At 61.2% G+C, this 20,078-nt stretch carries 14 protein-coding genes and 1 riboswitch; of the genes, 6 read left to right on the top strand and 8 right to left on the bottom strand.

The window, feature by feature from the left end:
- Positions 1-173: 173 nt before the first annotated feature.
- Positions 174-262, bottom strand: a riboswitch (glycine riboswitch).
- Between the two features lie 87 nt (positions 263-349).
- Together B8746_RS01630 and B8746_RS01625 are read right to left on the bottom strand one after the other, a co-directional pair.
- Positions 350-1,552 (bottom strand): pilus assembly protein TadG-related protein, encoded by a 1,203-nt coding sequence (locus B8746_RS01630; protein WP_084391486.1) that lies wholly within the window; start codon positions 1,550-1,552, stop codon positions 350-352.
- Between the two features lie 109 nt (positions 1,553-1,661).
- Entirely contained in the window at positions 1,662-2,972 is a 1,311-nt protein-coding gene (locus B8746_RS01625; RefSeq protein ID WP_084391485.1) for an acyl-CoA dehydrogenase family protein, read from the bottom strand.
- A gap of 245 nt (positions 2,973-3,217) precedes the next feature.
- Between B8746_RS01625 and B8746_RS01620 the strand changes: the two genes are divergently transcribed.
- Complete coding sequence (locus B8746_RS01620) at positions 3,218-3,520, top strand: CC_3452 family protein (RefSeq protein WP_084391484.1); 303 nt, start codon at positions 3,218-3,220, stop codon at positions 3,518-3,520.
- A gap of 310 nt (positions 3,521-3,830) precedes the next feature.
- On the opposite strand, the gene B8746_RS01615 is transcribed toward B8746_RS01620, so the two are convergent.
- The 3 genes from B8746_RS01615 to B8746_RS01605 form a co-directional block, all read right to left on the bottom strand.
- Complete coding sequence (locus tag B8746_RS01615) at positions 3,831-4,223, bottom strand: VOC family protein (protein WP_084391664.1); 393 nt, start codon at positions 4,221-4,223, stop codon at positions 3,831-3,833.
- Between the two features lie 27 nt (positions 4,224-4,250).
- On the bottom strand, positions 4,251-4,706 hold the full coding sequence (locus B8746_RS01610) for a hypothetical protein (protein WP_143434499.1): 456 nt from the start codon (positions 4,704-4,706) through the stop codon (positions 4,251-4,253).
- Between the two features lie 208 nt (positions 4,707-4,914).
- Complete coding sequence (locus B8746_RS01605) at positions 4,915-5,274, bottom strand: DUF4112 domain-containing protein (protein WP_084391482.1); 360 nt, start codon at positions 5,272-5,274, stop codon at positions 4,915-4,917.
- A 157-nt stretch (positions 5,275-5,431) separates the two neighbouring features.
- On the opposite strand from B8746_RS01605, the gene B8746_RS01600 reads away from it, so the two are divergent.
- The 3 genes from B8746_RS01600 (at position 5,432) to B8746_RS01590 (ending at position 7,880) form a co-directional block, all read left to right on the top strand.
- Entirely contained in the window at positions 5,432-6,640 is a 1,209-nt protein-coding gene (locus B8746_RS01600; RefSeq protein ID WP_084391481.1) for an acetyl-CoA C-acyltransferase, read from the top strand.
- A 140-nt stretch (positions 6,641-6,780) separates the two neighbouring features.
- Positions 6,781-7,116, top strand: a complete 336-nt coding sequence (locus B8746_RS17210) for a hypothetical protein (protein ID WP_198943692.1) — start codon at positions 6,781-6,783, stop codon at positions 7,114-7,116.
- A gap of 104 nt (positions 7,117-7,220) precedes the next feature.
- On the top strand, positions 7,221-7,880 hold the full coding sequence (locus B8746_RS01590; protein ID WP_084391479.1) for a TlpA family protein disulfide reductase: 660 nt from the start codon (positions 7,221-7,223) through the stop codon (positions 7,878-7,880).
- On the opposite strand, the gene B8746_RS01585 is transcribed toward B8746_RS01590, so the two are convergent.
- Entirely contained in the window at positions 7,865-8,668 is an 804-nt protein-coding gene (locus B8746_RS01585) for a sterol desaturase family protein (RefSeq protein WP_084391478.1), read from the bottom strand. The two genes, B8746_RS01590 and B8746_RS01585, sit on opposite strands and share 16 nt — an antisense overlap.
- A gap of 186 nt (positions 8,669-8,854) precedes the next feature.
- Between B8746_RS01585 and B8746_RS01580 the strand changes: the two genes are divergently transcribed.
- On the top strand, positions 8,855-10,618 hold the full coding sequence (locus B8746_RS01580; protein ID WP_084391477.1) for a hypothetical protein: 1,764 nt from the start codon (positions 8,855-8,857) through the stop codon (positions 10,616-10,618).
- Between the two features lie 175 nt (positions 10,619-10,793).
- Positions 10,794-13,004 (top strand): TonB-dependent receptor, encoded by a 2,211-nt coding sequence (locus tag B8746_RS01575; protein ID WP_084391476.1) that lies wholly within the window; start codon positions 10,794-10,796, stop codon positions 13,002-13,004.
- Here the strand turns inward: B8746_RS01575 and pbpC are convergent.
- Entirely contained in the window at positions 13,001-15,061 is a 2,061-nt protein-coding gene (gene pbpC, locus B8746_RS01570) for a penicillin-binding protein 1C (protein WP_084391475.1), read from the bottom strand. The genes B8746_RS01575 and pbpC overlap by 4 nt on opposite strands.
- Entirely contained in the window at positions 15,058-20,013 is a 4,956-nt protein-coding gene (locus B8746_RS01565) for an alpha-2-macroglobulin family protein (RefSeq protein WP_084391474.1), read from the bottom strand. Before B8746_RS01565 ends, pbpC begins: the two co-directional genes overlap by 4 nt.
- Positions 20,014-20,078: the final 65 nt, after the last annotated feature.

The raw sequence follows: 20,078 nt of genomic DNA, 5'->3' as shown, positions 1-20,078 counted from the left end.
CAGTCGAACAGCCATTCGTCCTCGTCATTCGAGGAAGATGGCCGCCCCCGCTGTCTCGGCGCCTGAGAGATTCCGCCTTCTTCGACTTCGCTCAGGATGAGGCGGTCGAAGCGGCTTGCTCCTTCGGCGAGGCCGTCGGCGCATTGGTCTGCGCCCGCCTCTTTCCAGCGTGTGGTCTCCCCCCGGTCCTTTTGCCTGAGCGTTTCCGGGGCGGTTGCGCCTTCGGCGGCGGGCGAGGCCCGCTCTCTCCCGGGGAGGAGTGCTACTGCGCCCTACCTATTTCGGATTCTGGGGCCCGGCAAGCCGGAGTCTTGCGGATTGCTGCGAAGAGACGGGCCTTGCCTGCGATTTAGTCAACGAGTGCGAGATTGGAGAGCTGGCTGGCAATCGCTGCGTAAGCCGCCTTCAGCTCTTCGCCGTCGCCTGCATCAAAGAAGCGGGTCGCATCGCCGGCGCAGTCCTCAAGCGTCTTCTTCGCGGAGAAGGGAGCCTCAAAGGCGACCGCATAGACAAGGATGCCTTCCTCGCGCATGCGCTTGCAGAGTTTGCGGGCCTGCTGAGCACTATTGCCCAGGCTTTTCTCGTATTCGGTGTTGAATTCACCATCGGTCATCAGGATGACCGCTTTCTTGGTGTTTGGCGCGTCATAGGCGTGCGGCTCTGATTTTGCCGGCCAGACATCCTTCCATTCCGGCGAGATGAGATACCAGGCCCAGGCGACGCCAAGGTGGCCGGCCGTGTATCCGTTCGCGGTCAGCTTGCCGATTTCGGATTTCAGCTTCTTCGCGTCAGACGAGAGCGGCTCGACCGACGATTTCGGACAGCTGGTGGCGCCAAGACCGAGCCATTTCTTCAGGCCCGGCGCGTCATCCTTCCAGGCCCAGGCACCCGGGCGTTCCGACACGCAGGTCTGCTTCTTTCCGCCCAGAAGGGACAGGTCCAGCACCTTATCGGCGTAGATTCCCGCATTCACCGATGTCGAATAGGAATTGAACGCCACGCGGACACGGTCACCACTCGACGGGGTGATCAGCGTGTCGATAGCATTGCTGGTGGCGGTCTTGAGGTCTGCGAGCTTCGAGCCCTTCATGGAACCCGAAACGTCGAGCATGAAGGCGACATCGAGCTTGGTGATGGAGGCGCGAGCCGTGGCCGTCTCGACCAGACTCATCTGGTTGACCTTGACGAGATTGGCCATGGTTGTCGGGACCTGACAGTCGGAATCAACCGAAACCCTTCCCGTCTCGCGATCAATGGTCACGTCAGCCTGCGAGCAGGTCACATCAGAGTGGCCGGTCGCAAGATTGGCCGCAAAGGCCGCGCGGGCGATAGTGGCGACTTCGTCATCCGTGGTCGCGGAGTTCTCGAGCGCCTTGGCACCAGCCAGAGCCGCCGCATCGAGTGAGGCCTGAAGCCTTGTATCGGCAGTAACGCCCCGCTCGAGGTCGATGGCAACACCCACAATCACCAGCACGACGACAGCCATGATGGCAAAGAGCATGGCGGCAACGCCGTTCTCGTCCGATCTGAAACCTGAAAGCCTGTTCAACATGACACCCACCCGTTTCGACACCAGCCAACCCCAGGCCGGTTTCGCGAAAGGAGTGCAATCAGTGTGCCAGTTTCGCTTAACCGGCGAGTAACCACGCGAAAGGCTAGGCCTACCTCACCGCAAAATCGAAAGGTTCATTGCGGTTCTTGCCTTTGTTTGGGCCCATGAAGCCGAACAGGTGGCCGGCGACCTTGCGCATCTGGATCTCCTCCGATCCCTCTGTGATACGATAGCGGCGGTGGTGGCGGTAAATGTGCTCGAATGGCTTGTGACGAGAATAACCCATACCGCCATGCACCTGCATTGCCCGATCCGCCGCGTCGCAGCAGAGGCGGTTTGCATAATAGTTACACATCGACACCTTGTCGGAGAGCTGGATCGCGACGTCCGGCTTGGACATGTGGTCCATTTCCCAGGCCGTCTTGAAGATCAGCAGGCGTAGCATCTCTGCCTGCGTCGCGAGTTCCACCAGCGGGAACTGTATCGCCTGATTATGAGACAGGGCCTTACCGAACGGCTTTCGCTCATTGGCATAGTTGATCGCTTCGGTGATGCAGTACATCGCCGCGCCAACAGAACTTGCAGCCTGACGGATACGGTTCTCGTGGACAAAGTGTTGCGCCAGCGCGAGGCCGCCTTCAGGCGGGCCGAACACCGCATCCTCAGGCACCCAAAGGTCCCTGATGTAGAAGCGGGCGTGGTCCGTCGGCATATTGAACGTCCACATGAACTCGTCGATCTCGATGGCCGGATCCTGAGCAGGCGTGATGAGACACGTAATTCCCTTGGCGTCGCCATCATTTCCCGAGGTCCGGCAGAACATCATGATGTGGGACGCGGCATGCATGCCAGTGATCCACATCTTCGAGCCATTGATCAGCCAGCCATCCTTGCCGTCTTTCTTGTGGCGCACCGCGCGGGTTTCCATGTGCGTCGCATCGGAGCCATGGTCAGGCTCGGTGAGGCCGAAGCAGGCGCGGAATTCGCCCTTCAGCGCAGCTTCAGCGAGGTGTTTCTGATCGGGCCGTGCAAAATCCCGCAGCATCAGGATCTGCGGGAAGTTGCCGACGATAGAGTGCTCATTCTGGAGGTCATTGTGGAGGCCAAGTCCCTTGCGGGCAAAATGCTCCCGGATGATAGCCATGCCGAGATTGGTGCCGTCCTGCCCGCCAAATTCCTTGGGCAACGCGTAGCGCAGATGACCCGCCTCATCAGCGAGCTTCTTGGCTTGGCGCAGGAGGTCTTCCCATTCAGGACGGGGCAGTCCGTCATTGTCGAAATCAGTGCGAGCCCATTCACGCCTGTGATCGAAGAAGCGGATATTGTCGTCCTTCTGCTCCAGCGGCTTGATCTTCTCCTCGATGAAATCGTCGAGCACCACGAGATAATCGGCAATGTCCTGCGGAATATTGAAATCCATTATGGGCCTCCCTGTCCGGCTTATTTTCTTGTTTCTGGGTTCAAGGATAACGGCCATGAACACCGCTTCAATCTGCGCCGTCGCGTCAATCTTCGAATTAAAGAGAAGCGGCTTTGTGCGGCAAACACTTCGATTGGCAGCTCTCCTGCAAAATTCTTACTTCTGAACGATTGACAAATTATTCAGCGCTCATATTGTTCACTTGAGGCGCAAAACAAAACCAGCCAGACAGAAAGTTTCTTCCCATGATCCGCACAGCTTCAATTGCTGCAGCCGCCGCTGCATTCGCCCTTCCTGCGCTCGCAGGGACCAGCTTCACGGCGGTCCTGACCAAGCCGGTCGAAAAATCTGACAGCATCGTCGCCGCAAAGGCGCTATGGGACTGCGATGGCGACAAGTGTGTTGCCGAACTCAATCGCCGCACGGTTACGGTGCGGACCTGCAAGAAGGTCGCCTCGGAAGTTGGCGAGCTTGCTGCTTTCAGCAATGAGAAGGAAAGCCTCTCTGAGGCCGACCTCGCAAAATGCAACGAAGCGGCGAAACGATAAGTTAGCTTTCATCTCACTCTCTGAATACTTTAGCCGTCCTTCAGCCGAAGGGCGGCTGTTTTCCTGGTATCGTAGACCAGCGGCGTCTTTCTCAGGCCCGCCTGCCAGGTAGCCAGCGCGCAGCAGGCCCCCTCCCCTCGCGAATTCCCGTGTCGATTTCGCCTGTTTCGGGAACCGACAGGAGCACCGATAGAAGTCCGAAGATAGTGGACTATCGTGACAAGCGCCGAAACATTGAATTTCGGCCGGGAGGTCTCCATGAAGTTCACAACGTTATTCTGAAGCGGCGGACCTCACGGGTCGCCGTTTTCTATGGCTTCGGCTCGATGGGCTGCCATAGCTCGACCTTACGGCCATCCGGATCCATCACCCAGGCGAACTTGCCATAATCATAGTCTTCCGGTGGCTGGGTCATCTCGACACCCGCCGCTTCAATCCGTGCGATGACAGCGTCGAGATCGTCAACCATCAGATTGAACATCATGGACTGGTCTGACGGCTTGAAATAGTCGCTGTCTGCCTTGAACGGCGCGAAAATCGTCATGGCACCTTTCGGAAAACTCTTCGCGGACGCGCCATGCGAAAAGGCGAAACCGCCATATTCGCTCTCTTCCACGCCCAGCACATCCTTGTACCAGGCCTTCGTGGCATCCGGATCCTCGCAGAGGAAGAACACGCCTCCTACACCTATAATATTCGACATCTGCATTCCCCCTTCTGCCTGGCTGGTCTAGTCGCCGGAAACCAGGTTCGCCGAATAGGCAACGCCCGCGGCTCCGGTGGTGCGCCTACGCAAATTTTCGCTGATCGCGATACAATCGTCCGAGAGCGCTGCCTGCGTGCGAAACCGCTCATACTGGATCGCAAGCCCCATTCCAGCGAGGCTGTCGAAAGGAAGGCTGCCGCGCTGACGCGCCCTTTCGCCTTCAAACAGGTCAAAGTCATGACGATCGCTGGTCAGATCTTCATAAGTGTCGCCAAACCGCGCATTCATCAGCTGAAGCCCGCTGCGGCGTATCTTTTCGATCTGCTCAGGGTCCGGCGCGAGGGGCCGGATTCTCTGCAGCAGCTCCAAAGATCCAGCCATGTGACCATAGCAGGTCATGAAGTGCTCGAATTCGTCCTGGCTGATCGCGCCTGCGACAGACGGTGGACTGCCAGGCCCCGCCGCTGCCTGTCCGCTCATGCCTGTCGCCATGGCGACTGAGGCCAGAAAAGCTGGAAGCACAGGCAAGGCTCGCATGGTCGTGATCCGGTTGACCGATGGTGTGTACCGAAATTAACCATCCTTTGATCTATTCATAAAGGGGCAATGCCCGACAATAATGTTCCGCCCTCTGACGCCGGGCCGAATTGATCCAGGGTCTTTGTCCCGGCAGGGTCGAGCCCCTTCATCAGCGCGATTCGTCCTGGACTGGCTTCTGACGATCAAGATGGCGCTGCAACAGCTTTGCGTTCTTCATGTTGGAGCGAAATGCAAAGTCGAAAACGTCCCCCACCAGAGGGATCGAGCCGAGCACCATGTCGAGAAGAAGGTTCCAGATCATCCGGAACATCACGAATGGTGATACGCCTTCCTGCCTTGCCCGGTATATGATCCAGGCTCCCATACTGCCGGTGATCGCATCGCCAATGCCGGGGATGAGGCCGATGACCGAATCCAGCCCGTACCGGATATTTGTGCCCGGTATGGTGAACCGGGCGTCGAGCAACCGGGCCATGCGGTCAATGTCGTCTCGTTTGCCTGTCGTCATTATCCGCCTTCCATCGCTGCCGGACCAACGAGAACCGGGCCTGCCGGTTCCAGCTGCATTGTCCGCACAAAACGCCGCAACAATGGGGCTGGTGTATTGAACTCTCGCCAGCTAGGTTGCGCTGCAACAAGACGACAAACACTCGGAGGAGAAGAAAATGAGAGAAGCCGTCATCGTATCAACCGCCCGGACTGCCCTGACCAAGGCTGGTCGTGGCGCCCTCAACGACACCCATGGCATCACCATGGCTGGTCACGCCATCAAGGGTGCCATCGAACGCGCGGGTATTGAAGCCGCCGAAGTCGAGGATGTTTTCCTTGGCGCTGCTCAGCCGGAAGGGGCCACCGGTCACAACGTCGCGCGCAATGCTGCCCTCTGGGCAGGCTGTCCTTCCACGACGTCGGGCGCCACCATCAACCGCTTCTGCTCCTCGGGCCTTCAGGCGATTGCCAATGCTGCTCACACCGTTGTCAGTGAAGGTGCGCCAGTCGCAATCGGCGGCGGCGTGGAGTCTCTCTCGCTGGTCTCGCGTTCGGGGCACATGAACACCCACCGCTACACCGAAGAAAAGCTGATGAAGGAATGGCCGGCGATCTGGATGACCATGATCGAAACGGCTGAAATCGTCGCTGACCGTTACAACGTCTCCCGTGAGTCCCAGGACATGTATTCGGCAGAGAGCCAGCGCCGCACCGCTGAATTCCAGAAAAGCGGCAAGATGGCGGAAGAGATCGTGCCGCTGAAGACACGCATGAAGCTGGTCAACAAGGAAACAGGCGAAGAGACCTATCAGGATGTGGTCGCAGACCGCGATGACTGTAACCGTCCAGGCACGACCTATGAATCCCTTGCCGGCCTGAAGCCGGTTTTCTCCGGCGGCATGGTCGTCAAGGAAGGCAAGTACGTCACAGCCGGTAACGCTTCGCAGCTTTCCGATGGCGCAGCCGCAGTCGTCGTGATGGAAGCCGCAGAAGCCAAGAAGCGCAACATTGAGCCGCTTGGCCGCTTTGTCGGCTTCAATGTCGCCGGTTGCGACCCGGACGAGATGGGCATCGGCCCGGTCTTCGCCGTTCCTCGCCTGCTTGAGCGCCATGGCCTCAAGGTCGACGATATCGACCTTTGGGAGCTCAACGAGGCCTTCGCCTCGCAGTGTCTCTATTCGCGTGACCGTCTCGGCATCGATCCGGAGAAGTACAACGTCAATGGTGGCTCTATCTCCATCGGCCACCCCTTCGGCATGACCGGCGCACGCTGCACCGGCTCCATCCTGCTGGAAGGCAAGCGCCGCGGCGCGAAGTGGGGCGTTGTGACGATGTGTGTCGGCGGCGGCATGGGCGCTGCTGGCCTGTTCGAGATCTACAGCTAGTCTCAAGGCAGAACAGTCCGACCCAATAGAAATGCGGTGCCTGAGGAACAGGCACCGCATTTTTTTACCTGGTTGGGTTTACAATCAATCGGTAGCCATATGCGATCTGCCGCATTAGCCTGCAGCGGATTAAAGAGGAGATGTTGATGAAACTGAATTTAATGATGGCAGGAATTGCCGCCGGGTTGTTGGCAACTGCTTGCACATCTGGAGCGACCACTCAGACTGCGGCACGTGCACCAGCGGGCACTGTCGTTGCGATCACTCCTGAAGTTCGCGCCGAAATCATCCGCCAGGGCCACGACCCGGATGAAGAAATCTGCAAGCGCGAAGAACAGATGGGTTCCACCATACCAAAACGTGTCTGCGCGACACGCGCTGCCTGGGCTGCAAAGACGCAAGCGAGCCAGGAAGGAACCGCGGAAATTCAACGCAACGCGCTTCGCACGCGCGCACCTGGCGCTGGCGGCGACTGACCCGCTGACCTGATTCATGCACATAGCCCCGGCTCTCTTGCCGGGGCTTTTCATTTTCAGCGCCCGCCCTACCTCCGAACCATACAATTGATGAAAGTTACTCCATGCTCCGCACCCTGTTCGCCGCTTCCGCTCTCGCCCTCCTCGTCGGCTGTGGTGGCGCACCTGGCGGGCAGCCTGACGCGACGGGCTTCATCTTGCCCGGCACGAGCGTTCCGGCATCGGCGGAGCAGAAGGCTGGCGACGTGCCGCGCGACGATTATGGACGCCCCTTTACCTATACCTATCTCGGTAAAGCCCTCCCCGCCTTCTCCGGCACCATGGTCTCGGGAGAAGCGTTCGACTCTGCACAGCTGGAAGGCCGCTGGACGGTTATCGACGTGTGGGGCCTGTGGTGCGGCGACTGTATGGCCGATGCGCCCTATGTGGCGGCCCTCGCCAGCGCGATCGCGCAGGACCCGGACCTTGCCTTCATGTCCATCCATACGCCGCCAAACGCCAACCGCATCGACGACGCCTACGGCAAGTATGACAGCGTGCAGGACTATTTTGATGACAAGGGATATTCCTATCCCACCCTGCTCGACGCCGATGCGTCCATTCGTGAGCAGCTCGACATCGCCTGGACACCGAGCTACCTGCTCATCGCCCCTGACGGCACCGTGCAGGGGTTTCGCTCTGAACTGTCAGCTGCCGATGGCGAGCCCGTGAAGGACTTCCTGCGTGACATCGCCGAAGTGAAGCAGAGCTATTTCGCGGACTGAATCGGGTTTTGAAGCGGCTGGCGCAGCAATGCGACGGGTGACTGGTCCGCCGCGTTTCGCCAGCTGTCCTGCCCGATCACCATGTCGTCATGCCCCGCTTCGGGCTGCGCCTTGTAGACCCGGAACAGGCGATCCCAGAGGGACAGGCAGAAGCCGAAATTCATATTGGCTTCAGCGCGATCCACCGAATGATGGACGCGGTGCATGTCCGGCGTCACGACCAGCAGGCGCACCAGGGCATCCACTCTGGCTGGCAGCCTCCAGTTTGCGTGATTGAACTGCGCGAACGCATTCAGAATGACTTCGAACGTGAAGGCGGCCCAGGCCGGTATCCCGAACACCACGACAATCGCAGCTTTCCAGGCGAGGGACACCAGGATCTCCGCCGGGTGAAACCGCAGGGCCGTCACGACGTCGATATGCGGGTCTGCATGATGCACCCGGTGCATGCGCCAGAGGATTGGGACTCGGTGCATCAGTACGTGCTGCACCCACATTGCCAGATCGAGCAGCAGGAAGGACGCGATAGCGACCACCCAAGCGGGCATTTCAAGGACACTGAACACCCCGATGCCGCGCGCTGACGACCAGATCGCCACGCCCGCAAGACCGGCCGGTACAATCAGCCTCGCGAGCACGGCTCCGGTCACGAACAGGCTGAACGCCCCCGGCCAGCGCTCGCTTCGGCGCAAGGTCGAACGACGTCGCGGATATCTCGCCTCCAGCAGCACGAGTGTCACGAAGACGACAAGAAACACGCCTATTCGGACGCCGAGTTCACTGGACATGCGCGCCTCCTGCGGGTCTGTCGTCACTCAACTGGTGTCGATATGACCGGATTGGAACCAAACTGCGTATGCATCGTCTTCTGGACACAATTTCACCTTACGCACCGCACCCATACCTTTGAACAAACCGGCGCGGATGTTTAAGTGGAGTATCACGATCCAACTTCAAATCGAGCGGACCTCCCCATGCTGCATGCTTCGACCCAGAAACTGATTGACCGACTGGCCGCCATGACGGCGCAAAAGAAGATTGACTGGATTGAGAAGGACAGTGGTGAAGTTCTGTATGCCACCGAGGGCTATGTGGTCCGACTGACCGCGGAGCCACCGCGCGTCCTGCTGACGACCGAAAGCGGCAAGTCCCTGGAAGACGCGACATCCACGCTGCTCAATAGCGCGCCGCATGCCGACGGCGGCACCTATGGCGACCTCGTCGCATCCATTGCGCGCGATGCCTGCCGCGAGGCGCGCGGCACCGAAGAGGCGATCAACACACTACTGGCCGGGCTTTCGGACGAGAGCGACACTGAAATCACTGCCGGCGAAGACGGCACTGCAGAAGACACGCCGGCTGAAGAGGCTGATCCCGTCACGGCCGCCGAAGACCTGCCGGGCAGTCTTGAGGACAGCGGCGACGACACGGAACTGCTCTCGGGCGACGGTTTTGGCGAGTCCCAGCACACAGCGGACGCACCGGAAGCGCCGACCCCGAGTCAAGAGCTGACCGATGAGAGCGTACCGGAAGCGGCGGTGTTTTCCGAAGCTGACGATACAGATGCAGCCGAGACCATCGAAGCCTCAGACGCCGTCGAAACCGAGCCGGAAGACGATGTCGAAGGCGCCGTCGCGCGTTTGGCGGACGAAGTGAACAACGCATCCGAGGCGGCCATGGAAACCGTCGCCGAAGAGGCTGAAACCGTAGAAGGCGAAACAGAGAGTCCGCAATTCACCGTACCGGCATTCTCGGTCATGCCGGATAGTGGCGAAACCTTTGCGGTCGATGATGACGCGTCTGACGAGACCGTCGATACACTCGCCCAGTCTGACCTGCCAGCGACGGAAGACGCTGAAGAAGAACTGATGGGGGATTTGGCAGACGCCCCAGCCGAGGCCGAGGCTGAGCCTGCCGAAACCGAAGAGCCGGCCGCACCGGCGATCGCAGCTGTCGAGGACGCAGCCGACGAGGTTTCGTCAGAACCGGCAGAACCAGCCCCAGCCGAAACCAATGTCCGCTACGTGCCATTTGGCGCTGGCGTCACGCAAGCTGTCGGCGCAGATATTTCGGAGGAACAGGCCCCTATAGAAGAGAGCGTGTCGTCCGAGCTCGGCGCCGCAGCCTCGGATATGAGCATGCCCGTGGAGGCGCAGGCCGATGCGCTCGCTGACACTGATCTTGGCGAGACGGGCGTAACCGGCACCGATGTTGAGGTTCCGGGCCAGCCTTCAGAGCCGGTCGCTGCACCTGAGACGCCTGTCTCAATCGCTGCCTCCGATATCGAACCGACGCCCGAAGACGAAACACCCTCCTCGCAGCCGACGGGCGTGATGTCGATCAGCGGGTTCAGCGCAGGGCTTGGCTTCGGAGCCAAGGCAACCGGCTTCACCCCGCAGCCTCCGCGTCCGGCAGAGCCGTCGCAGCCCGCCGAGACGGTCACCCGCGCGCCTGTGGTGATCGATGCGACTGACGACTATCCCGAGCACATCAGCGATACCGCAAGCGAAATCCAGCCGGAAGTGTCTCCGCTGGAATTTGCGGCAACGGACGAGGATGATGAGACCCTGGTCGATGCGGCGGCGTCGGCTGAAGACGTGGATGCGGTTGCGCCTCGCGAAGCAGCCGATGAGCAGGTTCAGGCCCAGGACCCGACCAGCGGATCGCCCGAGCCAGATTCCGGTGACGATTCCCCAACGATCGTGCGCCCGAAAACCCGCTTCAATCCCTGGACCTGATTGTGAGGTTAATTTTGTTGCAGGATCGCAACAAAATTAACCGCTCCGCGCTCGCATGCAGTGGGCGGGCATGGAATTGCTTGCACCTGCGAGCCGCCTGAGACTTGAAGGGTCTGGAACGCTTTTCCGGAGAGCGGGAAGCGAATGAACCGATCCTTCGAAAGTCCTGGTCCAGATGACATTCAAATCCCTTCTCGCCGCGAGCACTGCCGTGAGCGCCGCCACACTTTTTCTGACGCTTCCCGCGCAAGCCCAGGCAACCAGTGAGAGCGAAGCACGTCTCGCGCCAGTGACGGTAACAGCCCAGCGCGTCGAGGAAGACCTGCAGGATGTTCCGGTGTCGATCACGGTTGTCGACGGCGCGAAACTCAACAACCTCAAGGCTGGCGGCGCGGATGTCCGTTTTCTGTCAGCTCGGGTGCCAAGTGTTGTCGCCGAGAGCTCCTTTGGCCGCGCCTTTCCGCGTTTCTATATTCGCGGCATCGGCAATACAGACTTTGACCTCAATGCGTCCCAGCCGGTCAGCCTGGTCTATGATGGCGTGCCGTATGAGAGCCCGATCCTGAAGGGGTTCCCGGTCTTCGACCTTGAGAACATTGAAGTCCTGCGCGGCCCACAGGGAACGCTATTTGGTCGCAACACGCCCGGCGGCATCATCAAGTTCGACAGCGCAAAACCTGTCCATGAATTCGATGCCTATGCCCGCGCCGCCTATGGCAATTACAACACGGTCACTGCAGATGGTGCCGTGAACCTGCCAATCTTCGAGGATCAGCTCGCGCTTCGCGTGTCCGGCCTTTACCAGGACCGCGAACCCTATGTCGACAATGGGTTCACCGGTCAGAAGGACCGCTATGAAGGGTTTGAAGAAGTCGCCGGACGCGCGCAGCTTCTGTTCACGCCGCTCAACACCGATTTCGAAGCGCTGCTCAATGTTCACGCTCGCACGAATGATGGCGATGCACGCCTCTTCCGCGCCAATATCATCCAGCAGGGCAATAAAGGTCTCGGACCAAATTTCGATCGCGACACGGTGTTTTACGACGGGCAGAACTTCCTCTCCCAGGACACGCATGGCGTCACGTTGACCCTATCCAAGGGCCTCACGGACTCGATCGAAGCGGTTTACGTGTTCGGAAATGAGCATGCGACCATTGCCAGCCGCGGCGATATCGATGGTGGATATGGCGCGGTATTCCTTGGCGCAGGCAATTTCGGGCCGGGCAACATCCCCTTCCCGGTCGAGACGTCCGGTGCTGTCGATGCCCTTCACCAGACGACCCACGAGCTCCGGTTTGCCTTCGATGATGGCGGCCCGCTGCGAGCCCAGACCGGCGTCTTCTTCTTTGACGAACAGGTCTCGATCACTTCGAAGAATTTCGACTCCTTCACACCCGGCAATCCGGAAACGAGCCGCGCCTCACGCGCGCTCGACACAGAAAGCGTCGGCATCTTCGCCTCGCTCAGCTATGACCTGACCGATACGGTCACGGTTTCAGGTGGCGCGCGCTGGACAGATGACGAGAAGGAATTCCGGGCGACCGGCGACAATCGCAGCCTCGGCGATGAGCAGGTCAGCTGGGACGCCTCCATCTCCTGGCAGGCGACAGAAAACGTCAACACCTATGCAAAGGTCGCGAAAGGCTTTCGCGGGCCGACCATCCAGCAACGCTTCGGCGCGCCGTCACAGGCCGACAGCGAAACGCTCATCTCATACGAAGCCGGCGTGAAGACCGAGCTGATGGAGGACCGCGTCCGCCTCAATACGGCTGTCTACTTCCTCGAATTCGAAGGCCAGCAGCTCACCATTGTCGGCGGCCTCGACAATTCGGTATCGCTGTTCAATGCCGACAAGAGCGAAGGCTATGGCTTTGAAGTCGACCTCGAAGCCGCACCGGTCGAAAACCTGCTCGTCACGGGCGGGCTGTCCTACAACAAGACCGAATTCAAGGATGACCTCATCATTGCGCCGGGCTGCGGCGCGCCCTGCACCATTCTCGATCCGGCAGTGTACGACGACATGAACAATCTGCTCGGCTACAACATTTCCGGAAACAGCTTCCCGAATGCGCCGGAATGGATTGCCAATGTCACGGCCCGCTATGCCATTCCGTTCGGCGATGGCGAATTCTACGGATTTACCGACTGGGCCTATAAGAGCGAGGTCAATTTCTTCCTCTATGACAGCGTCGAGTTTGGCCAGGAAGGCTATTGGGAAGGCGGCCTGCGCCTTGGATATGAAGCGGCGTCCGGCTGGGGCGTGTCAGTCTTCGCCCGCAACATCCTCGATGAGGAAGCGTTGGAAGGCGCCATCGACTTCAACAACCTCACCGGCTTCGTGAACGAACCGCGCACATATGGCATTGAGGTAAACTGGCAGTACTAGCCTGTTGGTGCACCAATGACGCGAACCCGGACGGAGGATTCCCGTCCGGTCGCGTCTACCGCGCTGACCCGGTAGAAGCCCGAGCGCTTCGGCGTCCAGACCGGCAGGCCGGCGTCATCGATCGGGCAAGGCTCGCCATCAATAAACCAGCTGAGCGCGCCATTCCCGCGTCCGGCCAGCACGAAGGGTCGGGATGCCGCTCCATTGACCTCGCCGGACCAGAGTTCGGCATCCTTGGGCGGGAAGAGGATCTGTGGCGCTTCACTTCCGCGTTCAAACCGCTGAAGTGCGCCCTTGGCCTCGGCGGTGCGCTTTGTCATCAGCCGGGCGCCCGCAGCGCCGTCACCGCCCAGATGATAGATCGCGCGATCTGCCACTTCGAACAGGATGGGCAGCGCCGTGTCCCGCCCCGTCGCGCCGGGTCGCGGTGCGCCATCGGCCCGGCCCACCCAGACGACAATCGCATGATCGCCCGAGACGCCAGCTGCCCACGCATCACGGAAACCGTAAGAGGTGCCGGTCTTGAAGGCGATCTGCGGCGCATTGGCGGTCAGCCGGCCCGGCATCCGGCCGGGGGGCGTCGGCGCTTCCTTCAGGATGCGCTGGACTTTCTCTGCGCTCTCGGCGCTCATGAGGCGGAAGCCGCGCGCCGCCTGCATGCGCTGCTCGTCTTCGATTGTCCAGGCGAGCGGCTTGGCGCGTCCGCCGTCGCCAAGCGCCGCATAGATGACAGCCAGCTCGCGCGCGGTCATCCCGGCACCGCCAAGTGCCAGGGCGAGCCCGGCCTGATTGTCGGCGCCTCCATGAATGCGCGGCGGAGCGCCTGCTAGCGCCAGCGTCGCTGCAAATCGCTCCGGACCAATCCGGTCCAGCGCAAGCACAGCCGGCACGTTCAGCGAGTGCTGGAGCGCGTCCGAAATCCGGACATCGCCGCGAAACATGCGGTCGAAATTGTCCGGCTGGTATGATGCGAAACGCTTCGGCAGGTCCGCGATCCGCGTGTCAGGTGCCGCTGTCCCATCATCAAACGCCATCGCATAGATAAAGGGTTTCAGCGTCGATCCCGGCGAGCGCGCCTGCGCCGTGAGGTCGAGCCAGCCGCCAGGCAGGTCACGCGACGCCGACCCGACAGCGGCGCGCACGCCCCGTGTCGGAATATTCACCACGAGGATTGCAACCTGCGTGTCTTTCCCAAACTCCTTCGCGTGCTCGAGCGCGAGCGCTTCCATCTCCTTCTGGAGCTGCGCATCTATCGTCGAGGTCACGTCTGCTGTTGCGTTCCTGGCGGCGCGGTCCGTGGCATGCCAGGCCCGCGCCGGAAAGGCATAGGCCCCCGTCGGCATGGAGGACGTTCGCGCCTCCTCGGCCCGCGCGGCATCAAGATAGCCGAGGCGCTCTAGCTTTGAGACAATTGTCTTGCGACCCGCATCGGCACCTTTGGGACGGAGATCCGGCCGGCGTACTTCGGGGCTTTGCGGCAGGGCAATCAGAAGCGCGATCTGGTCATCTGACAACCGGTCCGGCTCACGCCCGAAATAGCGCCAGCTTGCCGCGCGTATCCCCTCGATATTGCCGCCATAGGGCGCAAGCGTGAGATAGAGTTCCAGGATTTCCCGCTTCGACAGTCGGGCCTCGATCTGGTGGGCGCGGAACATCTCGATGAGTTTCGAGCCGACATTCCGCGGACGCGGCTCCAGCAGTCTCGCCGTCTGCATGGTGATTGTGGATCCGCCGGAGACCACCCGGCCGGCCTGCAGGGAACTTGTCACCGCGCGGACCATACCGACCCAGTCCACCCCGCCATGCGACCAGAAGCGCTGATCCTCAACTTCCAGCAGCGCTTCGATGAAGACCGGGTCGATCTCATCGAGATTTGCGTGGAACCGCCAGTAGCTGTCCGGTGTCGGGATAGCGCGCAGCGGCCGTCCATCGCGGTCGGTCACCATGATGGAGACCGTCTCTCCCCGCTCCAGCGGCGGCGGGAAGATCCGGTCGAGCGCAAAGGCTGCGACCAGCAATGCCGCAAAGGCAATCGCCAGTCGCTTCAGCCAGATCATCTCTGACCGCCCGTCGCAGCACTCGGCGTCTCGATGGTGATGCGGCCCGGTGCCGAGCGCGCAAACACGTCCGGCCGGTACATGTCCTCGACATTAACGCCGGGGATCGCAAAGCTGCCCGGCGTGACAGCGCGCACGACATAGGCGAGACGCACAGGCCTGTCTCGGACATCAATGGCCGCAACGAAGCGGTCATCGCGGGCTTCTGCCGTGTCCGGCTGGTCAATCGTGCCAAGCCAGGCGAATGCGCCATCGGTGCCGCCATCCCTGTCGCCATCGGCCGGTTTCAGGACCGTCTCGATCTCGAAGCCTGCTGGCAGGAGGTCGGCCAGGATCATCGGATTGGTGCGGTTCTGTTCCGGCGTGATCACGACCGATACGACGAGCTGGTCGCCCTGGCGGATATCGGCGAGATCCACGACCTTGCCCGTGAGGCTACGGATGGCTTTCTGCACCTTCACCTTCGAGGACACTGCAGGCGGTGCGGACGCCGGCGCGCCACGCACCATAACGGTCCGGAACATCGGCGCCGAATTGCCAGCCAGCGTGAAGGTCACATCGCCCTGTGCCTGGTCCTCGGTGAGGATGTAGCGGCGGTCATTATTGTTGCCGCGTCCAAGTCCTTCAACCTGGATGCGGATATCCTCGCCCTCACCGGTGAGGGCGTTCACCGCCAGGAGCGCGAATGCCTTTTCCTGGGTGGTCAGCTCGGACGGGTCTGGCGCATCATTGCCAAGCCGCTCGGTGAGGCGCGTGACATGCTCCGTGAAACCGGTTTCGGCAGCCAGGGCCAGCGCACCTGTCAGGTCGCGAAGCGGCGTCTGGTAATAGTCGCCATCATTCTCGTAGCCGAGCGCTTCCTCAGCCTTCGTGAAGGCGCTATAGGCCCGCGACCGGTCACCCATATAGGACAGGGCTGCAGCCAGCTGCGCACGCGCCAGAGGGCTCTCCATCTTGTCTATCTCACGGTCGTGCAGATAGCGAAGACGGCTCACATCGGCCTTGCCGGCCTTGGCGAGAACATAGAGTGCATAAGGCGCAGACCGGCGCATCAGCTTGGCTTCGGTGTCATCGTGCCAACGGCTTTCCCAGACATCCGTGTCATAGCCATAGACGCGCCAGGCATCGCCCTGCGCAATAGAGCGCAGAGACGTGTAGGCCCGGTCGAGTGAGGCTTGCGGCACTTCGTAGCCCGCTTCGCTCGCGCGGTAGAGGAAATCCGCCGTATAGGCACCAAGCCATGGCGATGCATGACCATCCCCTTCGCTCCAGAGGCCGAATGAGCCGTCGCTGGATTGCCGGTTAAGCACGCGGGAGACCGCCTCCTGCACCTGCGCACGGGCGGGCTCGCGCGAGCCTTCATCAGCCCCGAGCGCCACCAGCTGTTCGGAGTAGAGCAGCGGCATGGCGCGGCTCACCGTCTGCTCGGTACACCCATAAGGATAGCGCGCCAGCGACGCATACAGCGCATTCGCATCGAGCGGCAGCGACGCGAACGTCACAGTGACTTCAGCCGTTCCTGGCACATAGTCGACAAGGATGTCGTCCGGAATGGACCAGGCATCACCCGGCTCCATCAGCGCAGTCGATATCTCCGTTGCCGGCAGATAGGGTGAGCGCGCCTGGATCATGTAATTGCGCGATACCGAATAGTTTGCCGGTCCGCCGACATTGAGGCGGAGGCGCGCAATGCCGGGAGCGTCGGCCGTCAGCTTCAGGCCTTCATCGATCCTCTGGCCTTTCGGAATGGTCCGCGATACCTGGCTTGCCGGCACGCTGACCGGATTGCTCGCGTCGAGCGAAGCGGTGAACGTACCGCTCTCCAGCTCGATATTGTCGATACTGACCGTCGCAAGCGCTTCATCGCCGGGGGCAAGAAAGCGCGGCAGGATCAGGTCTGCCGGGGCCGGGTCGCGCACGGTCATTGGCTGGCTTGCCGCACCAAGACCGGTCTCTGACCAGGCCACTGCCATCAGGCGGAGTTCACCATTGAATTCCGGCACATCAAAGGTGACGCGCGCCTTGCCATTGCGGCCCACATCCACAAGGCCGGAGAACAGGGCAACGGTCTTGGTCGGCACGACTGTCAGGCCTTCACCGCCGAGCTGGTCACCGCCGGTGCGGACTTCCGCCGGAAGACCCATGTTCGGATCAAGCAGGCGCCCATAATCATCATAGATTTCAACGCCGAGTGACTTCTTCCCAAAGTAATAGGCGACAGGGTCCGGGTCCTTGAACTTGGTCAGGCGCAGGATGCCCTCATCGACAGCGGCAAGCGTCAGATACACATGCTCGCGCGGTCCACCCGTGACGTTGACGTCAATCGTCTGTTCGCGGCGCGGGCGCACGAGGTCCGGCGCATCAATCTCAACCTCGAAGGTTCGGCTGTCCATGTCGAGCGGGACATAGCCAACGCCGACGGCGCGGCGCGGCTTTGACTGCACGACCGGATCGCGCGGCGTGTAGACATTGACGAGGACATAGGCCCCCTCACCCCACGCTTCGGTCACCGGTAGCGTGAACTGTGTGCCGCCTGGCGATACGTCACGCGTCTCCACATGAATGATTTCGTCCGTGGCGACGACGATCTGGGCTTCGCCGGCATAAGGCGGGACAACCGTGATTGCAGCCGGACGGCCAGCAACCACTTTCTGGTCTTCCACGATCACCTGCACGCGGTCCGGTGCCTCGACGCCATCGTCAGAGACATAGCCGCCCCAGCCGACATAGAAGCTGGTGCTGGTCTCAGCCTCGCTGCCATCGGCCGTCACGATCAGTTCATGCTGTCCCCAATCGAGACCGTTCACGGCGATGGCCTGTGTCGTGCCGCCTGTATCGACCACACCTTCATTGACCGTGCGAACCGTGCGCGAGCGGCGCCAGCGCCAGCGGCCATCTTCGCGATACCAGTCATAATGGTAGTCGATTTCGATGACCTTCCAGTTCAGGCGCGTATCCACCGCTTCGCCGTCCGCATTGATCGCGGCCAGCTCGAACCGGTTCTCTTCGCCCTGCTTCGCACGGCCGTCGAAATCAGATTTCACCCCCACATAGAGCGCGTTCGGCCGGTATGGCAGGCGCACGCTTTCGGTAACGGCGCGACCGCCCGGTTCGAGAACCGAGACGGTTGTGTTGAGGCGGAGAGGACGATCAGCGTCTGCGCCGCGCTGGCCGGGCGACAGGCGCACCACGGCCTTGCCGGCGCCATCAGTCGTCTGGTCATCAAGCTCGATGATCTCTTCGCGGAAATAAGCGTCATGGCGTCCGAAGCTGAAATCCTTGAAGGCAGCGAACGGTGCTGGGTCAGGTTCGATCCGGGCCTGCGCCTGAACCGTAAGGCCAGCGCCCGGCGCGCCATAGAGAAAGCGGCTGTCGACCAGGATTTCCTTGGTCTCACCGGATTTCAGGACGGTGCCATCATCTGTTTCAAGCTCGACGGCGATCCGCTGCGGTACAAAGTCCTCGACAGCGAACCGGTAGGAGCCGGCTTCACCTGCCCCATCGACCTCAAGCACGACCCGCCACATGCCGCGCGAGGCGCTTCCGGCAAGATCGAAGTCCCACTGGATGGCACCCGCATCACCCCCGGCGAAGCGGTAGCGGTCAGCCTCAAGGCCGTTCGGACGGTAGACGATCAGATTGCCCGAGCGGTCCGAAATGGCGTCGGCTGCGCGGTCACGCATCATGGCTGTGAGGTGCACGGTCTCGCCGGGGCGATAGATGCCGCGCTCGGAATAGATATAGCCGTCCACCGGACCGGGCGTCTGGCGCCCGCCCGTATTCTGTTCTGACAGGTCGATGGGCGCGCGGGTCAGGTCGAGGACGGCAAGGTCACCCTTTGCCCCGAACGCCATGACCATGCGCGGCGCCGAATTGCCGACACCGGCCAACAGCGGTGCACCGAACCGGACGCGGCCGTCTTCGCCGGTCTGTGTTTCGCCAAGCACCTCATTGTTATAGGCAATCAGCTGGACGCGCGTATTCGGCAGCACTTCGCCGTCCTGCAGAGACCGCAGCGTGACATCGAGACCGTTCTCGCCCTGATAGGCGGTGAGCGCCAGATTGGTCAGCATGATCCAGCGGCGCGCAGATGCCGGCGGGCCATCATTGCTGTTGAGCTCCCTGGCGTCGTTCAGCTCGACGAAATAGGAACCCGGCTGCAGCGTTCCGATGACATCCGGGAGCGGGAAGACCGTCGTCACCGGAGCGTTGGTGACATTGTCGATCTCCATCGAGCCGGTCCAGACTTCCGACGACACGTCGCGCGGGTCTTCCTCACCATAGAGATAGGAATAGCGCCCCTGCGGCGCCTCTTCGCCCTGACCGATGCGTTTGAAGGCCAGCGCACGGTCATTGACGCGGTAGACGGTGACATCGACCTTGTCGACATTCACCGTCTCGATGGCGAGGCCGTCTGCATTGTCGCGCGGAAGAATGACGCCAGACCCCTTGAAACCGACATAGGGCGGGCGGTCCTCAAAGCTGATCGTGACCTCTTCCTCGCGGGCAATGGCCCGGCCATCATCGGATGGCAGGCCTTCAAGGATGGTCGCGGTGTAGCTCCGGGCGAAGTCGAGCCCCTCGAGGCAAAGCTCCCGGCCTTCAATATTGTAGGCCGGTCGAACGCCGGGTCGCATGGTGATGAAGGTCGAATAGTCGACATCGGGATCAAGCGGTGCGGAAAAAACGAGACAGGCGCGCGGCGTGTTGCCACTCGTATCGGGCGCATACCGGAAATAGGTAAACTTGTTTTCTTCTGCGGCAGCGAGACGCTGGCGTTCTCGCTCGCGCCGCTCCGCAGCAACCTGAGCAGCACGCGAGCGCTCAACCACTTGCCCGCCTGTTTCTTCCGGGACCGTCTGGGGTGGCTTGTCACCGCCTCCGCACGCCGTCAGAGCACTCATCAGTCCTGCGAGTATTATGCCCCGAGCCTTGAATGTGCGGCCGATCATGTCCGTTCTCCCTCTGATGTGACTCACACCTTTACAGTAAGTTCGTATGCCGCCAACAGGGCGCG

This window comes from Henriciella pelagia (genome assembly GCF_002088945.1).
GTDB lineage: Bacteria > Pseudomonadota > Alphaproteobacteria > Caulobacterales > Hyphomonadaceae > Henriciella > Henriciella pelagia.
The sequence above is the reverse complement of the archived record's forward strand: the minus strand, read 5'-3'. Positions and strand labels throughout refer to the sequence as shown.